This is a genomic window from Streptomyces sp. AM6-12 (assembly GCF_044327085.1).
Classification (GTDB): Bacteria; Actinomycetota; Actinomycetes; order Streptomycetales; family Streptomycetaceae; genus Streptomyces.
The window spans coordinates 17,930-33,709 of sequence record NZ_JBIQWN010000001.1 but is presented as its reverse complement, the minus strand read 5'-3'; the positions used below and the strand labels follow the sequence as shown (position 1 = coordinate 33,709).

The window sequence follows — 15,780 nt, the reverse complement described above, 5'->3', positions numbered from 1 at the left end:
CGCCCTCTGAGGTGTGCCAGTAAGAGTGTCGATGGATGTGCGCGAGCAGGGCAGCAACATCTGAGCATCCCAAGAATCCCCCTAGTCGGGCCATACGCTACAAATGGATCTTAGCGGAGATTTCCTCACGTAGTGAAAGGAAGGGATTCGGCCACCATTCGCTCGACAGGAACTACCTCGCGCACAAACTGCTTGCGCCCGCCCGTGCAGACGATATAGAAAGACCGCAGCACCAAATTCACATGAGGACTTCTCTGACCAGGAAGCCCGTGGGTCTGGTGACATCAGAAGGGGAATCGGGGAATCCGGGGTACGTCAGGCTCCCCCGCATTCCCCAAGAATGAGGGGGAAAATTTGACAACCAAGAGATTCGGGCTCGCTGCTGCCACGGGCGTTGCTGCTGTAGCCGTGCTGACCACAGCGGCAACGCCGGCTAGTGCCCAGGGGCTGCCGACTCCTGGAGCACGTGCTTCCATCCAGGCCGCTCCCAAGTCGGAACATCGGCCGGAGAAGGAAATTGTGAGCTGTGGCGTCACAGCCGATGCACCCAACTTCCTCGTCCACGGCAGAGACGATCTATGCATCGGCAAGGTTCGGGGAGTGCACGAATCCCGCACCCGATGAGTGTCACCTGACAGTGGCCATCTCTCACGGAGGGACATTCGGCGATGTCGCTTTCAAGGACGGCGGCTGGAGGTCGTGCACAAGCCAGAAACTCAACGTGAGCTACAAGTGTGCTGGCATCGTGTCCAGGCACCCGTACACCACGATCGCGACTCTGGCGATTCACTACCAGGGGCAGACGGGGTCAAAGGTCGTCAGCACTAAGGCCAATAACCTTTATTGCGGCTGATCCCCTAAACGTTTGCGGCTGACGGGGACATTTCCGCCAGCCGCAAACGGCTGTCACTCTGCCATGAGTGCCTCAACCTCCGCAGCTTCTCGATCGCTGGACTCGACACGGAACTCGTTACCCTCTGGATCAGCCATCGTGACCACTCCCAATCCGTACCCCTTGTGCCTCCAGCGCATTTCGAGCACTGTCGCCCCCAATGCCTTAAGTCTTTCCACTTCCTCAACCAATGAGCCCTGCACAGGGTTCAGCCAAAGGCGAGTACGGCTTCGCGGCCGCATGGAGTCTCGCTCCTCGACCAGATAGAGGAACTGTGGAATGTGGCCCGGAATCCTGATACTGATTCCATCTTCTCCGGGCCCGATAGGGGACCCAAGCACGGCACTCCAAAAACGTCCGAGAACGATCGGATCAGTACATTCAATTTCCAAGACCCGCAGCGCGATTTGCATTGGGACACCCTATCCTAATCGCAATGCTTAAAGAAGGGGCGGGTACTGCACTTTGCACGGAGCAGGGCCCGCCGACGCGTACGCCCGCATCGGCGAGGAGGACCGCAAAGCCTCCGCGGCCTGCCATCGAGATCAGTCAGGGTGAGTAGAGCTGGATGCGAGTGAGGACGATGTGCGGCGGGTCGGCGACGATGACGTACTCGGCGATGCCGAGCGCAGCCGGGGACACTCTCAAGGTCGGTGGAGCGGCTTTGGGCTGGAGCTGCCTTGGTGCGAGTGATCAGGGCCCATTACGTTAGCCCGCGAATCGGGCATGCTTGTGGCCTGCCCGTTAGTGCCCGATTTTGGGCCCTGATCTTCGAGGCTCGCGCCAAAGTGGCTGCCCAAGAAATCATCTCATTTGGCTCCTTCGGTAGTCTGCGGGTGTGGGGATCGTTGAGCGGCTGGTGCCAGATGAGCTGTGGGAGTTGTTCCAGCGGGTGGTGCCAGAGGCGCCGACTCGCCCGCAAGGTGGGGGCCGGCGTCGGCACGGCGACCGGGAAGTGCTCGCTGCGATCGTGTTCGTGGCGACGTCGGGCTGCACGTGGCAGCAACTGCCCTCTGCCTCGTTCGGGCCCTCGGGTGCCACCGCCCACCGGCGGTTCACGGAGTGGTCGAAGGCCGGGGTGTGGGCGAAACTCCACCGCCTGGTCCTCGATGAGCTCGGTGCCCGCGGCGAGCTGGACTGGTCCCGCTGCGCGATCGACTCGGTGAACATGCGGGCCCTGAAAAAGGGGATCTGACCGGTCTGCCCCTGTCCGCCGGAATCTCGGGAGCGAACCTCCACGACAGCCAGGCCCTGATCCCTCTCGTGAAGGGCATACCGCCCATCCGTTCCCGGCGCGGGCGCCGGCGACGCAGACCGGCAAAGGTCCACGCCGACAAGGGATACGACTACGACCACCTGCGGCGATGGTTACGCAGCCGCGGCATCAGGCACCGCATCGCCCGCAAGGGCATCGAGTCCTCGACCCGTCTGGGCCGCCATCGCTGGACCGTAGAGCGCACGATGTCTTGGCCCGCCGGATGCCACCGCCTGCACCGCCGCTACGAGCGCAAAGCCGAGCACTTCCTGGCCTTCACCAGCATCGCCTGCACCCTCATCTGCTACCGCAGACTCACCAAATGAGACGACTTCTACTGATCTTTTCGTAAGTTCGGTGGGTGTGCTGGGTGGATGGTCAGGCCGGTGTGGGTGAGAAAGGACCATGGCAGTTGTGGGTTGTGGTTGATGCGGTGGATGCCTTGTTCGGTGGCGTCGGCGACATCGGCGAGGTGGTCGCCGGCGAGGTTGGCCAGTTCACGCTTCTTGAGCGAGGACCACAGCAGTTCCACCGGGTTCAGCTCGGGAGCGTAGGCGGGTAATCGCTCCAGAGTGATCCAGTCCTGCTCGGCAGCCCAAGCCCGCATCGCCCGGCTCCAATGGGCCGACAGGCCGTCCCAGACCAGGACCACTCGCTCGCCGCGGTAGAACACCTTCATCTGCTCCAGGACCTCGATGAGCCCGGCGGTGTCGTAGCTTCCGGGCTTGAGGTGGAAGCACAGGCGGGCCCCGCGATCGGGGTCGGTGGAGTGGTAACCCAGGGCTCCGGCCATCGACGCCCGTTTCCAGTTCAGGCGGTGCCGCAGCAGCGGGGTCCGGCCACGGGGTGCGTAGGTGCGGCGGATCTGAGGCAGTAGGGAGACACCTGATTCGTCGAGGAAGACGATCCAGGCACGTGTGTTCACGGCCCCTTTTTGATGCGCGGCCACTCGTGCGCGATCCAGCGGGCGATCTCCGACTCGTCCCGCTCGACCGCCCGCCGCTCGGGCCGCTGCAGGCTCCATCCGAGCCGGCCGGTCAGCAGCCGCCACACCGACGCCCTCGACAACACCACCCCCGTTGCCCGGGTGACGACCGTGCCGACTCGTTCCAGCGTCCACAGGTCGGCCTCGAAACCATGAGCCTGGGCACCTTGCTCCAACGCGGCCCGGACCCTCTCGACCTGGGTGTCGTCCAGCTTGGGCGGGCGTCCGGTGGCCGCACGCCGCCGCAGGGCCGAAGCACCGCCTTGCTCCCACACCCGACGCCAGCGCCGCACACTTTCGCTACACACCCCTACGGCCCTCGCGATCTCCGCGTTCGAGACGCCGTCCTCGAACAACTCGACTGCCCGAACACGCCGTGCCTCCGCCAACTGCGGCCTTGACAAAGGAGGAAGAGAGGAGCCGGCAGCCGAGGGGGAAGGTCGATAAGCCACCCGGACATCCTTCCACCCACAGACCCAGCACACCCACCGAACTTACGAAAAGATCAGTAAGTGCGTGTTTCTGATCTCCGGTTCTGAGTAGCCTTGGGTTCTACGCTGGCGTGGTGTCCAAGGGCACTGGGCGGGCCGGGGAGAGGAACTGTCGGGCTTGTGGCGACCGGCTGAGGACGGGGTCGCGGCCTGACGCCTTGTTCTGTTCTGCGGCGTGTCGTGCCAGGCAGTGGCGTACGGACCGGCGGTTGCGGAGGCTAACGGCTGCCGTGCTGGGCGGTGCGGGCGAAGTTGAGTGTCCCGAGTGTGGGGCCCGGTGGGTGGCCGGCGTCGACCGGAGGTCGAATGCCGTGTACTGCTCGCGCCGGTGTGTGGTGAGGGCCTGGCGGCGCCGGAAGGAAACGTTCGGCGAACGGGCACAGTGACCGCAGCGTGAACGCATCCTGAACCCAACTCCGCTCACGATCCGGTCATTTGCTGTCAATCATTGTGATCAGTGGATTTTCGGTCGGACTCTCGGCGGTGAGCGGGTCGTGTCCACGTCACGGACGTCAGCTCCGTGCTGCGGCCCGCATGGGTGGTGAAACCCATGCCGGAGGAGATCGACAAGGTCGGAAGCGTCAGCCAGTCCCGTTATGAGCAGATCGTGTCCGAGCTGCGGGACGTGGTGGAACAGCAGACGCGCGGGCAGTTCACGATCGGGGACCGCGCTCTGGAGATCGAGCCGTTGAGGGAGCCGGGCGGCCACCACGGGGTGGGCCCGGAGTGGTCGGTGACCACGACGCTCACGCGGCTGGCCGAGGACATCGGCCTGAAGTTCAGTACGGTGAAGTCGGCGCGGTGGACGTCCTCGCGCTGGCCGGCCGACCGCCGCCAGAGGGGCGTCTCCTACACCGTTCACCGGATCCTGGCCTACATCGAGAACGATCAGGAACGGTTCGACGCGATCCTCACGCCGCCCGGGGGCAAGGCCCGGTGGACGCCGGACGACGCCAGCCGGCGGGTCGGCAACCGGGTCGAGACACCGGTGACGCCGAAGGAGAAGATCACCGCGATCCACACGCTGGCCCAGGACGACCAGGTCGCCGCAGTGGTGACCAGCGACTTCCTGAAGCGGCCCGAGGTCACGGCCAAGGTGACCACGGTGGACAAGGCCCGGGCGGTGGAGGAGTTCACCCGCGACGAACACGTGGCCACCACGGCGGCCACGAACCTGCTGCGCCGGCCGGACGTCGCGTTCAAGGCGATGAGCGACGACACCGCCCGCTTCCAGGTCAACCATGCCCAGGTCGAACGATCTCGGCAAGCCCGGGACCACTTCGAGGACACCAGCCCCGTCGCACCGGCGGTGAAGAAGATCGACCGGACGGTGGAGTTTCTCGACCTGGTCACCGCCTGCCACTCCTTCGTCGCCGCGGCCGGCCGGGCCGTTCCCGGCCTGCGCGACCGCACGCTCGGCGAGGACGAACGCACGATCGTCCACGAGAACGTCGCGAAGGTCCGAGCCACGCTCGACTGGATCGAGACCGCGGTCGACACGGGCAAGGTCGACATGGACGGCGAGCTCGCCCGCATGCTGCGGGGCGAATAGCCGTGCCCCGCGCCTCACGGCGCCGGGGCGAGGCCGCCCAGCGGCATGCGGACACCCTGCGGTTCGTGTTGTTCGAGGCCAGACCGGCAGGGTTGCTGTTTCCCCAGCTGACCCGCGCGAGCGGACTGTCCCCCAGCCAGGTCCGGTCCGGGCTGGCCGCTCTGCGCGACATCATCGCCGAGAACGGCTGGCCACCGCTGATCTGGACCCGGGCCGACGGCTACCAGCTCGGCGCCGAACGGGCCGCGCTGGAGGCATACGAGCGGGCCGTGCTTGCCGAGAAGCTCACCGAGTTCCGCCGGTTCATCACCGGCACCGTCGCCCCGCACGCCGCCGCCCATCCGGGCGACAAGTGGGTACGCCACATCGTCGCCCAGCTCAACTCCATCGAATCCACCCTCGACCTCGTCGTCTCTGCCTGACCACCACCGGGTGGGGCGCCCGGCCTTCGGCCGGGCGCCCCACCCCATCCGATGCGGAGGGAAGCCGCAGTCATGCGCCAGCGTCGCTATCCCTCCGACACCACGAACGCGGAATGGGCCCTGCTCGAACCGCTGTTGCCGGTGCCGGCCTGCGAGACCAGCCGCGGCGGCCGGCCGGAGAAGCATCCCCGGCGGGAGATCGTCGACGCGATCCGATACGTGGTCGACACGGGCTGCAAGTGGCGGGCTCTGCCCGCGGACTTCCCGCCCTGGCGCACGGTCTGGGGGTTCATGGCCCGCTGGGCAGCCGCCGGGGTCATCGGCCAGATCCGCGACCACCTCGCCGACCGGATCCGCCGCGACCTCGGCAAGGGACCCCGGGCGGTCGCCACGGTCATCGACTCACAGAGCGTGAAAGCCGCCGAGACCGTCTCCAGGGCCACCCGCGGCTATGACGCGGGCAAGAAGATCAACGGTCGCAAGCGTCACCTGGTCGTCGACACCCGTGGCCTTCCTCTCATGGTCATGGTCACCCCCGCCGACCTGCATGACGCCGCGGCGGCCAAGGAAGTCCTCTTCCGCCTGCGGCTGATGCACCCCGAGATCACGATCGTGTGGGCCGACTCCGCCTATGCCGGGAAGCTCGTGGGCTGGGCGAAGCAGCATCTCAACCTCACGATCAAGCCCGTCAGCCGTCCCAAGGACGCCTCCGGCTTCATCGTGCTGCCCCGCCGCTGGGTCGTCGAACGGTCGCTCGCCTGGATGATGCACGCCCGTCGCCACGCGAGGGACTACGAACGGCTCGTCCAGCACTCCGAGACCCTGATCACCTGGGCAGCCATCACCCTCATGACCAGGCGCCTCGCCCGGAAGGGCGCCACCCCGAGCTGGCCGAGGAAACCGGCACCGGCCACCACCTGAGCGGTCACTTGCCCTTGGCGATCTGGTCGACGCGGCGCAACGGCGGTGTACACCGTTCGGGTGCCCCACCGTGCCCGGGAGGGGCGTGGGGGCGTTGCCTGACCATGAACCGGACTTACGCCGCAGGGGCACTGACCCTGCTCGCCACTGCTGTCGCGGCGGTCACCGCCGTACCCGCCCACGCCACGAGCGTCGTCGGCTTCGGCAACGCCGTGATCGGCAACTCCTGCGCCGGACAAGGCGGGCACCACCGCGACCGGACCGCGGCCGCCCACTCGGGAGGGGCGCTGGCCGGCCAGGCCCTGACGGCGGGGGGCAGCAGTCCCGTCAACCAATGCGCCGACCTCGGCCTTCCCACAGGAATCGATCAAATGATTCCGGTGAACCTGACCGTGCCGGAAGCCGGGAGCATGAAAGACGTACTGATGGGCTTGACCAGTTGATGACCCGAGCCCGTAGCGGCCCGAGCCTGCCGCCCCCGTACGCGCCTCCGTGCGGAGGGCGTTCCGCGACCGCCCGGATGTCCCGGCGAGGACGGTTTCCATCGGCCGTCCGCCGGGCGGGCGCGCGAACGTCACGCCGACGACGGGAGGGGGCCCCGGGGCAGGACCGCTCTCCCGCAGTATCCACCACCACAGAGGGCGTGACACAAGGTTCGGACTCCAGCACGCCCGCCCCCTCCAACACCACCAGCACCTTCCTGCATTTGGGCGCCCAGCCCCGCCACCGAGCGTCACAGATCAGCGGATCTGAAACAGGCTCTGAACGTGGCGCGGCAGGCAATCGAGAACGCCACGGAGGACAAGGCCGCACGTAAGGCCCGTAGCAGCGAAGAAGCCCAGCGGCAGCAGGACGCCATCCGCCGCATCGGCCGGATCCTCAGCAAGGTGAAGGTCGACGCCGACGCCATCCCCGATGTCAACGTCGCCGTCGACGAGGACGGCATCGTCGACGCAGAACTGGTTGAGGACTGACCCCTGCTGTTGAGCGGGACTTCCCCAATTGGGGAAGTCCCGCGATTTTTGGCGGCAGCAGCTCCATCGGCACAAGTCCGCGGGCGCCCGCCTCCCGACGCGGACGCGACCCGGTGAGGCGTTACGGGCCGGTGAGGATGTCGTGGGTGCCGATGCGACGCCAGATGACGTGCTGCACGCCGGGACGTATGGCTGGCCCGTACTGCCAGGTCGCCCGCCCGTTGCCGTCCCAGGTCAGCTCGAAGACGCCGGGCGCGCTGCGGACACCCTTCACGCGAAGGCCGACGCGGAAGCGCCCGCGTCCGGCGCGCAGGTCGCCGACGAAGACGGCCACGGCCTGGCGGAAGCGGCGACGCTGCTCCGGGGTGAGGCGGTGAAGGTCGGCGGTGAAGCGCGGCAGGGTCTCGTAGGTGGGCACGGCGAACTCCTCCAGGACGCACGAAGCCCCCGGCCGGTGGCCGGGGGCGGTGATGGCTGTTCGTGTTGAAGGGCGTCGGTGACGTGGTGCTCAGTCGCGCTGGATGGTGCCGATGAAGTCGTGGCGCAGCATTCGCACGGTCCGGGTCAGAGGCCGTAGCGGTCGTTCATCAGGTCGTTCCACCTCTGCACGTTGGGCAGGTCGTTGGCGCAGACGGTGCAGTGGGGCAGGTACTCGGTCCGGGTGGGGTACGGCACGTTCGAGCGGACTTCGACGGTCGGGCGCAGCGTGAGCGGGCGACGACACAGCGGGCAGAGGTCTCCGTGGAAAAGGTTCGTATTCATGCGGCGGACTGTGCACACACCGGCGGCTTACCGTCTCGGGCTGGCCCGGCGGCCCGCCTGGCGGGCGGGGCGGTAAAGATCTGGTGATGCCCTCCCGCCCGGCGGGACGTACCCGGGATCACGCTTTCTCGCAGGTCAGCGCCGGGTTTCCATGGGCCGATGATCAGCATGTCGGAGGTTCGCCCGGGGAACGGGTGGCGCTATCTCTTCCGCGGTGTGATGGTCGGCGACGGCCACCGCACGGCGGGCACGCCGCTGCGCGCCGCCCAGGACGAAGCCGGTGTCCCGCCCGGCGTGTGGAAGGGCCGGGGCCTGGCCGCGCTCGGCCTGACGGCTGCGGCCGGGCGTCACCTCGCGCGGCTCCCACGCCCACCCGAGCCGGGCGGACACCTCCTCCATGAAGTACAGGGTGTAGAGAGTGTCAGCGGCGACTATGTGGGTCATCAGCGAGTCCGCCGACAGGTTGCCCCACTTCCCGTCGTGCGGCCGCCGGGCACGGATCGACACGACCGCGTGGGCGTGGAGCAGCGGCCTCGATTCCGTGGCCCTGGACTCGTAGTGCCGGAACACCGCGACGACCAGCCCGTCCTTGACCCGGTCGCGCTCCTTGCCGCCGGCCTTCCAGCGGATCTCCGCGACCGACTCCTCCAGCCACGCCAGCGTCTTGTCCTGAGCGATGTCGTTGCACAGCTCCAGCACCCGGCGGTGCCGGTCGTCCATCAGGGCCCACGCGATGTGGGCCGTCGGCGGGGGCCGGAACGTCAGGTCGAAGGCCAGCCAGGGGGTGCGCTCCTTGGCCTTGTCGGTCTTCGGTGAGCGGTTGTGCTCGATGGGCCTGCCCAGCACGGTCGCCCGCCGGGCCTGCTCCGGGGTCTTGCCCTGCGCCAGGAGCTCGCGCTCGATCCGGTCGGCGTCCGGGTGCCGGCCCTCCCCTAGGAGGAGTTCGGCCTGCCGCTCGGTCACCACGTCCCGACGGCGTGCTGAACACGATCCGCGCCGAGGCCACCCGCAGCGTCCGGGGCGCGCACATGATGCAGCTGGAGCCCCTCGCGGCCGACGAGGCGGCGTTCGCCCGGCTCCAGGAGCAGAGCGGGCCCGAGCTGGCCTGGGTCCTGCTGATCATCCGCAACGGCGGCGAACGCGGAGCGGCCGGGAGTGCGGCACGAGCCCGGGTGACGGTCGCCGCGCGGGGAGGCGGACGGGCGCCCGGTGTCACACGGCCGACTGACACCGCTGGGCCGTTCAGGTGACAGCGTGCGTGTCACGGTTTGTCGTCCGATGGGTTGGAAAACTACGGCACGGCCCACATGTGCGGGCCACCCGACTTCGCCGGTGCGAAAGGTGATGCTCCATGACCCTCGGACTCCGCAATGCCGTCGCTGTGGCCATTCTCGCGGTGACGGCCTCGTTCCTGCCGTCCGCCGGCGCCACGGCCGCCGAACCGGGCACCCATGCCCGGGCCGCGGGCGCGTACTGTCTCGCCAACACCTGGAACACCCCGGAGGTGCGCACCCGGCAGTGCAACAGCCTCGACCGCGGCCAGTACTGGACCGTCGACGGAGACATGATCAAGCTCACCTACGCCCCCGACTACTGTCTGGCCAACACCTGGAACACCCCCGAGGTCCGCACCCGGCGCTGCGACATCGACCGCGGCCAGCACTGGACCGTCCGCGGCCAGCAGATCAGCCTGACCCACGCGTCCGGCTACTGCCTCGCGAACACCTGGAACACCCCCGAGGTCCGCATCCGGCCGTGCGACAGCTTCGACCGCGGCCAGCACTGGACGATCAACGGTCGGCAGATCAGCCTGACGTACGCCTGATCCGCGTGGAGCGGGCCCGCCCGGACCTCGCGGCCGAGGTCCGGGCGGGACGGCCGGAAAAACGGGACGTCAGCGGTGCACCGCCGTCGCCCCCTCCGGCATGTGCGTGGTGACCACCCGTCCCGTCGACGGGGTCGCCCGGCGGCGGTCGGGCCCGTCATGGACATCGCGGGCATCGACCGGCGTCTCATCGGCTGGCAGTCGACCCGCCGCCAGCAGATCGAGGACGCCCTGTCCGTCCTCACGGACAAGTACGAGGAACGGCAGGGCCACGCGCCGGGGGAGAAGGCCGGCTATGCGCTTGCCTGCCAGGCTGCCGACCAGACCCGCTCACCGAAGCGCAAGGAGCTGCTGTCCCTGACCGAGCTCCGCAGGCGATGGCGGGAATCGGCAATCCGGGCGTTCGGCGCCTGCACCGTCTACCGGCTCGCCGAGCGAGCGCGGGCGGCGGCCGCGGCGGTGTGGGCGCGGGTGCGGCCGGTGGTCGACATCGCTTTGGCGGCCGTCGACGTCGTCGCCGTGGTGTACGTGATGCGCGGCGCGTTCAAGCGCCACCACCTGCTCGCCGAGGCCCGCCGCCACATCTCCTACGTCCTGCGCGGTCGGCCCCACGAGCCGGGCCTGGACGAACAGATCGTGCAGACGGTCGTCGACGACTTCACCCGCCCGGCGAGCCGACGGATGATGACCGCCGACCTGCGCGCCCTGTACCCGCGCGACACCGAGGACCAGGCCGTGCTGCGCCCGCTGACCCGCAAAAGGTCCGCCCCGCAGTACGAGCGAGCCCGCCTCGCCGCCGACGCCCTGGCCGCCCGGGTCCACGCTGTGCGCCGTGCGGAGCGTCTGGGCTCTCGCACCCGGCCGTACGCCGTCGCCGTGCCGACCGCCTCGAGGTCGCACCCGCGGCCATTCCGCGACGGCCGGAAGGACAGCCGCCTTCCCGAGCTGGAGACCGGCGTCGACACGGTGGAACGGACCCGCCAGACCTTGGAAGCCGCCGCCGCGGAGGTGGCCGCCACGCTCCAGGACAGCCGGCGGGCGCGCGAAGTCGCCCACGGCCTTCGCCCGCAGCGCACCCCGGCGACGGCCCCGCCGCCGCACACCCAGCACCCCGGCTCCCAACCCGCGCCGGGTCGAACCCAAGGAGGAGTCGCGTGAACACCCCGGAAGAACGCCCCAACCCCGACGACGCCCTCGCCCGCGCCCGTGCCGCCCGCGAGCAGATGGCCGCCGCGCTCACCGAGGACCAGGAGCCCGAGCCCGACGAGCCCCTGGGGTGGCAGCCGATCTGGAAGCGCCCCCGGAAGCCGAAGTCGAAGGCCGAGAAGAATGCGGAACTGCGCAAGCAGAGGAAGCGACTTCAGGAAGCCGGGAAGCGCCGCCTCGCCGCCGGGAACTCGCGCCGGCCCCGCCCCCGGCAGAACCGGATCGGCAACGCCGCCGCGCGCCGCGACGCCCGCGCCCTGTTCCGGGTGCGGCACTCCAACGCCTGGCTGTGGTGACGATTCCGTGCACCGTCCAGCCCATCGGGTGGAGCCCACCCGATGGAGCCCACCGGGTGGAGCCACCCGATGGGGTCCACTGAGTGGAGTCCACCCGATGGCTTCCACCGAGTGGACTCCACTTGCGGTGCGCCGGATGACGATGGACGCCACTGTGGTGCGCACCGCGATGTCCACCGCACCCGGTGCGCGCACCGGCACCCCTTCTTCAGGTGCGGCAGGGTGCGCGCGTGAGGTCTGCTACCTGGAAGCGCGCCCCCTTGTCCTCCTCTGCTACCCGGCCCCTTTTTCCTTGCCACAGCGCTTCCGGTCGCCGATCAGACCGCGGTCAAGGGGGTGCGTGATATAGGAGCCCGCCGCCGGTGGCGCGCCTGGCGCGGTGCGGTGGTGCGCACGGTGCGGTGGACCTGGCCGGTGGCGGTGCACACCCGGTGCGCACGGTGCGCTCCACCGCCGATCTCGGGTGCGCGCTACACGATGGTCAGGCGCACCGGGTGCGCACCGTCCGGTGCGGGATGCACCTCGAGGGCCTGGCTCACGCCGACGGCCTCCAGCTCGCGCAGGACGTCGGAGACGTCCTCGCGGTCCTCCTCGGTGAGGATGTGCGCGACAAAGCCGATGACTGCGCGGGCGATGCCTTCCGCGGTGTGCGGCCCGGCCACCACCGACCAGTTGCGCAGGGTGGCCACGAGGACCTGCCCGACGGCCTCCAGGGCGAAGGAGTCGTCGCACGGGTCCGGGTCGAGACCACACAGGGCGGTGACCGGGACGATGATCCGCTCGGCGATGTCGACGAGCAGCGCGGGCATCCGCGGATCGGCGTCGGCGAGCTTGGCAGCCGCTTCGGTGTCACCGGCCTGAACGGCACGGAGGTAGCCGAAGGCGCTGATCGCCGCATCCGGCGTCAACGGAACGAGCGGCACGCCGGGAACCTGGGACAGAGGTGGGTTCTGAACATAAATCACGGAAAGCTCCTCACGTACGGGCCGCTGCGCCGATCGCGGCAGCCTCAGAAGCGATCCTCAGAGCCCCGCCCTGTGGACAGAGTCCGCGCTCCGGGACGCGGTGCGGGCGTGACTCCAGTCACGGACAGACCCGGACTGCAAGGGGCGGTCGAGGAGGAATCGGGCACTTGGTGTCGGTGGCTGTCAGACCGCGGTCAAGGGGTGGCTTCACACGGTGGCTCCGGCCCGTGCGCAGATCCGCGCGGGCCGGACGACTGCCGACCCGGCCGCGCACGGCCGGAGGAACCCGAGGACGCGATGACCACCGCACCCGACCCGCACACCCCGCCGGCCCTGGCGGGCACCGCTGCGACGGCAAGCCCCGCTCCGAGCCCTGCGACAAGCCCCGCTCCCAGCCCCGCAGCTTCCAGCCGCCGTCTGACGGTTGTTGCTGATCAGACCCCCGATTCGCCTGCCCCGGCCGGTTGCAACTCCGCTTCTACAGGTACTGATGTACCTGTAGAAGCGTCCCGCCCCCGGAAAGCCGCGGCGACGAAGGCCGGCGCGGACCTCCGCGGCGAGGCCCTACTCACCCTCGCCCAGCTGCGCCTGGCCACACCCCGCCAGCTCAAGGCACTGCTGCTGCCCCATCAGCAGGACACCGACCACGTGCGACGCGCGCTGCGCAACCTGCTCGACGAGTCCCCGGCCCTGGTCGGCCGAACCCACCGCGCCCAGCAGAGCTACTGGTACTGCACCCCGGCGGGTCTCGCCGAAGCCGCCGCCTCCGGTGAGCTCGCGCCGACGACCGGCCGCACGACAGGCAAGCGCATCGCGGCCAGCAAGACGGGCCTGCGCGAGCACGGCCTCGCCCTGGTCGACACCGTCATCGCCTTCCACCAGGCGGAGATGGCCGACCATGCCGACTGGCGGGTGGAAGTCGCCCACCCCACCCCGGCCGGGAACCTCGTGCCCGACGCCGTGGCGCTCCTGGCCGACGGCTCCAGCGCGTTCGTGGAGATCGACCGCACCATGTCCTACGCCCGCCTGCTCGCCAAGCTGGAGCGCTACGAGTCCTACCGCAGCGCCCCCGCGTCCGGGCGCGGCAACGCCGCCCGCGTCCCGCGCAGCCACTGGCAGGAGACCTACGCCGGGCCGTCCCTGGAGCGGCCCTTCCCGCCGCTGCTGTTCGTCTTCGCCCCGGCCCCGCGCCGTGCGGCCCCGGACACGAGGGAGGCCGCCTTCCACGACCGTGCCCAGCCGAACTGGCGGATCACCGTGGCGACGACGACCCTGCACCAGCTCACTCATGATGGGGCCGACCGGCCGGTGTGGCGGGTCGTTGGCCGCGGTGAGGATCGGCGGGCGCTGACGGCGCTGCCCAAGCCGTGGTGAGCGCAGCGGGCCCGGCCTCCACCCAGGCCGGGCCCGCCGGCTCTGTCCGGCTGTCGGTGGCGGCTGGGAGGCTGGTCGGATGAACGATGGTGACGAGCAGCTGCTGCGCGGCCGGGTGTACGGCCACGACCACGACCACGACGACCCCAACCCGGGCCCGCTGCCGCACCAGACGTACGCCGCGCTGGTCGGCGGCCCGCTGGACGGCCTGCTGCTCGACATCACGGGCTGGCGGCCAGAAGAGATAGACGACGGTGTCGCCCTGATGACCGAGCTGGGGCGGTGGCCCGGCGGGCGGGCGCTGTACGACCCGCGCCCCGACGACCCGCGCCCATCGGGCGGCCCGGGTTTGTTGTGCCGCTTCTACTACTCCGGAGACACGCCCTGACCCCGGCCGCCGGCACCCGCGTCCGGCCTGCCCTCGGTCAGCTGGCTGGCGGTGTTCTCGATCCACAGCAGCGTCCATTCGACACCGGAGCGCCATCCGGGCTCCGCGCTGTCGTAGCGGCCTTCGGCGTCGGCGCGGATGTTGGCGGCGAGGGCGCGCAGATCCTTCTGTAGTCCCTGCCGCTTGGCCGCGTCCATGGCCTGGATCATCTCGTCGGTGATGTCACCGGGTCGCAGTGCGCTCATTGCCCCACCCTGGACGACCGACCCCGCGCAAGGCCACCCCTGCCTCTGCCTCGTGCGAAGGCCTCGCGGCAAAGCCCTGGTCATCGCGTTATCTTCCGTGGCAGGCTCGTGACCTTCCAGGCGGAGGGAGCGAGAAGAATGAAGAACGGCTTCGCGGAGACGCCGGGCGAACTGTGCCCGGACTGCACAGCGGGCCCCGCCCGGGAGAACGTCCGCGTCGCGGGCGGCACGCCGTACGAGATCTGGCACACCTCCGACTGTCCGGAGTGGACCGTCATGCAGATCAGCTTGGAGGCAGGCTCCCGGCGTATCAAGGAACAGGACAAGTGGGCCAAGGAGCTCTTCCCGACCGTGCACGAGCGGCTGAAGCACGCTGCCGAAACCCTGCCGCCGGACAGCCCCGCCCAGCCGTTCGTCGACGCCCTGACCGAACTGGTCCAGGCGCAGGCCGACACCACCGGCTTCGTGGTCCTGCACCGGTGGGTGGAGATCCTGGAGCGCCATTTCCCGCCCCAACTGCCGGACCCCGAGCACACCACCGAGTAGCGGCGGCCGCGGCGCCCGGCGGGTCTGGAGCGCTCAGGCGGTGTCACCGTCACCGGCCGGAAGCTGAGGCCGGCGGATCCGCTCACGTTCGGCCTCGGTAGCGGGTCGGGTCAGGAGCCGGTGATGTGGTCGAAGCCGCTCAGCAGCGGCGTCAGCTCCTGAGCGCACCCGCACAGCGTGCACAACTGCGTCCCCGGGTTCTCCGCGACGTCCAGGGCCCGCTGCACATCGAGCAGCGGCGCTCCCTCGGGTGCCTCTTCACAGTCCGGCGCGTGCAGCACGCCCCGGGCCGGGCCCCGCCCCTCACGCACCTTTGCCAGGACCCAGCCCGAAGGCCGGCGCTCCCCGAGGAACTCGCGAACCACCGACGTCGGCGGAGCCGGCGGAAGCGGCTCGGTGGGGACCTGGTCGTAGTCGACGCCGTCGACCGGCCGCACATGGTCGGGGGCGCGGACCCACACCTGGTACTCCGCCGCCTCCACGCCGCCGTCCTCGAGGTCCCGGTACGACGGCAGCCCCACCAGGTACAACCAGCCCGTCTCGGTCTGCCGCCGTCTCCACAGCCGCGCGACGACCTCTTGCTCCGGATGACTGAGCACCGGATCGGCGGGCAGCACGACCCGCACCGGCACCGGGTCGGCTACGTCATCGGAAGGTGGGGTCACGGCCCCACGGTAAGCG

Annotated in this window: 19 protein-coding genes and 3 pseudogenes; 13 read left to right on the top strand and 9 right to left on the bottom strand. The window is 69.5% G+C overall.

All coding sequences use genetic code 11. The features are described from left to right. Positions 1-906 precede the first annotated feature (906 nt). The gene (locus ACE4Q9_RS00195; RefSeq protein ID WP_397982124.1) at positions 907-1,305 is read right to left on the bottom strand and encodes a VOC family protein; all 399 of its coding nucleotides are present in this window, start codon (positions 1,303-1,305) and stop codon (positions 907-909) included. Positions 1,306-1,730: 425 nt separating this feature from the next. Between ACE4Q9_RS00195 and ACE4Q9_RS00190 the strand changes: the two are divergent. Further along, positions 1,731-2,473: pseudogene (locus ACE4Q9_RS00190) on the top strand (IS5 family transposase). A gap of 8 nt (positions 2,474-2,481) precedes the next feature. Here the strand turns inward: ACE4Q9_RS00190 and ACE4Q9_RS00185 are convergent. Both ACE4Q9_RS00185 and ACE4Q9_RS00180 read right to left on the bottom strand, forming a co-directional pair. Continuing rightward, entirely contained in the window at positions 2,482-3,072 is a 591-nt protein-coding gene (locus tag ACE4Q9_RS00185) for an IS630 family transposase (RefSeq protein WP_397982123.1), read from the bottom strand. After that, on the bottom strand, positions 3,069-3,584 hold the full coding sequence (locus ACE4Q9_RS00180) for a winged helix-turn-helix domain-containing protein (RefSeq protein ID WP_397982122.1): 516 nt from the start codon (positions 3,582-3,584) through the stop codon (positions 3,069-3,071). The genes ACE4Q9_RS00185 and ACE4Q9_RS00180 overlap by 4 nt, the downstream gene beginning before the upstream one ends. A gap of 589 nt (positions 3,585-4,173) precedes the next feature. Between ACE4Q9_RS00180 and ACE4Q9_RS00175 the strand changes: the two genes are divergently transcribed. The 5 genes from ACE4Q9_RS00175 to ACE4Q9_RS00155 all read left to right on the top strand — a co-directional run bounded on the left by ACE4Q9_RS00175 (position 4,174) and on the right by ACE4Q9_RS00155 (position 7,492). After that, positions 4,174-5,175, top strand: a complete 1,002-nt coding sequence (locus ACE4Q9_RS00175; protein WP_397982121.1) for a DUF6192 family protein — start codon at positions 4,174-4,176, stop codon at positions 5,173-5,175. Between the two features lie 2 nt (positions 5,176-5,177). After that, positions 5,178-5,597: a RacP protein gene (locus ACE4Q9_RS00170; RefSeq protein ID WP_108990771.1), complete on the top strand. Its 420-nt coding sequence runs from the start codon at positions 5,178-5,180 to the stop codon at positions 5,595-5,597. A 72-nt stretch (positions 5,598-5,669) separates the two neighbouring features. After that, entirely contained in the window at positions 5,670-6,518 is an 849-nt protein-coding gene (locus ACE4Q9_RS00165; protein WP_397982120.1) for an IS5 family transposase, read from the top strand. A gap of 104 nt (positions 6,519-6,622) precedes the next feature. Next, the gene (locus ACE4Q9_RS00160) at positions 6,623-6,961 is read left to right on the top strand and encodes a hypothetical protein (protein WP_397982119.1); all 339 of its coding nucleotides are present in this window, start codon (positions 6,623-6,625) and stop codon (positions 6,959-6,961) included. Positions 6,962-7,285: 324 nt separating this feature from the next. Continuing rightward, complete coding sequence (locus ACE4Q9_RS00155) at positions 7,286-7,492, top strand: hypothetical protein (RefSeq protein WP_397982118.1); 207 nt, start codon at positions 7,286-7,288, stop codon at positions 7,490-7,492. A gap of 121 nt (positions 7,493-7,613) precedes the next feature. On the opposite strand, the gene ACE4Q9_RS00150 is transcribed toward ACE4Q9_RS00155, so the two are convergent. The 3 genes and pseudogenes from ACE4Q9_RS00150 to mobF all read right to left on the bottom strand — a co-directional run. Further along, positions 7,614-7,910 (bottom strand): hypothetical protein, encoded by a 297-nt coding sequence (locus ACE4Q9_RS00150; protein WP_397982117.1) that lies wholly within the window; start codon positions 7,908-7,910, stop codon positions 7,614-7,616. Between the two features lie 146 nt (positions 7,911-8,056). Continuing rightward, on the bottom strand, positions 8,057-8,254 hold the full coding sequence (locus ACE4Q9_RS00145; protein ID WP_397982116.1) for a hypothetical protein: 198 nt from the start codon (positions 8,252-8,254) through the stop codon (positions 8,057-8,059). A gap of 336 nt (positions 8,255-8,590) precedes the next feature. After that, positions 8,591-9,223 (bottom strand): annotated as a pseudogene (gene mobF, locus ACE4Q9_RS00140) (MobF family relaxase); the annotation flags it as partial. Between the two features lie 8 nt (positions 9,224-9,231). On the opposite strand from mobF, the gene ACE4Q9_RS00135 reads away from it, so the two are divergent. From ACE4Q9_RS00135 to ACE4Q9_RS00120, 4 genes and pseudogenes are all read left to right on the top strand, one after another. Further along, positions 9,232-9,504, top strand: a complete 273-nt coding sequence (locus ACE4Q9_RS00135) for a hypothetical protein (protein ID WP_397982115.1) — start codon at positions 9,232-9,234, stop codon at positions 9,502-9,504. A 101-nt stretch (positions 9,505-9,605) separates the two neighbouring features. Further along, positions 9,606-10,079, top strand: a complete 474-nt coding sequence (locus ACE4Q9_RS00130) for a ricin-type beta-trefoil lectin domain protein (protein ID WP_397982114.1) — start codon at positions 9,606-9,608, stop codon at positions 10,077-10,079. Positions 10,080-10,232: 153 nt separating this feature from the next. Then, positions 10,233-11,237 (top strand): annotated as a pseudogene (locus ACE4Q9_RS00125) (relaxase domain-containing protein); the annotation flags it as partial. Beyond that, positions 11,234-11,581, top strand: coding sequence for a hypothetical protein (locus tag ACE4Q9_RS00120; RefSeq protein ID WP_397982113.1), 348 nt, complete (start codon positions 11,234-11,236; stop codon positions 11,579-11,581). The pseudogene ACE4Q9_RS00125 and the gene ACE4Q9_RS00120, both read left to right, overlap by 4 nt. 470 nt (positions 11,582-12,051) lie before the next feature. Here ACE4Q9_RS00120 and ACE4Q9_RS00115 read toward each other — a convergent pair whose 3' ends face one another. Next, on the bottom strand, positions 12,052-12,504 hold the full coding sequence (locus ACE4Q9_RS00115) for a hypothetical protein (protein ID WP_397982112.1): 453 nt from the start codon (positions 12,502-12,504) through the stop codon (positions 12,052-12,054). Positions 12,505-12,843: 339 nt separating this feature from the next. On the opposite strand from ACE4Q9_RS00115, the gene ACE4Q9_RS00110 reads away from it, so the two are divergent. After that, complete coding sequence (locus tag ACE4Q9_RS00110; protein WP_397982111.1) at positions 12,844-13,920, top strand: replication-relaxation family protein; 1,077 nt, start codon at positions 12,844-12,846, stop codon at positions 13,918-13,920. 79 nt (positions 13,921-13,999) lie between these two features. Next, positions 14,000-14,308: a hypothetical protein gene (locus ACE4Q9_RS00105; protein ID WP_397982110.1), complete on the top strand. Its 309-nt coding sequence runs from the start codon at positions 14,000-14,002 to the stop codon at positions 14,306-14,308. Here ACE4Q9_RS00105 and ACE4Q9_RS00100 read toward each other — a convergent pair. Beyond that, positions 14,287-14,553, bottom strand: coding sequence for a hypothetical protein (locus ACE4Q9_RS00100; RefSeq protein WP_397982109.1), 267 nt, complete (start codon positions 14,551-14,553; stop codon positions 14,287-14,289). The genes ACE4Q9_RS00105 and ACE4Q9_RS00100 overlap by 22 nt on opposite strands. Before the next feature lie 138 nt (positions 14,554-14,691). Here ACE4Q9_RS00100 and ACE4Q9_RS00095 point away from each other — a divergent pair, with 138 nt between their 5' ends. Beyond that, a complete protein-coding gene (locus tag ACE4Q9_RS00095; protein ID WP_397982108.1) occupies positions 14,692-15,099 on the top strand; it encodes a hypothetical protein in 408 nt (135 codons plus the stop codon). Positions 15,100-15,209: 110 nt separating this feature from the next. On the opposite strand, the gene ACE4Q9_RS00090 is transcribed toward ACE4Q9_RS00095, so the two are convergent. Then, positions 15,210-15,731 (bottom strand): DUF6233 domain-containing protein, encoded by a 522-nt coding sequence (locus tag ACE4Q9_RS00090; protein WP_397987073.1) that lies wholly within the window; start codon positions 15,729-15,731, stop codon positions 15,210-15,212. Positions 15,732-15,780: the final 49 nt, after the last annotated feature.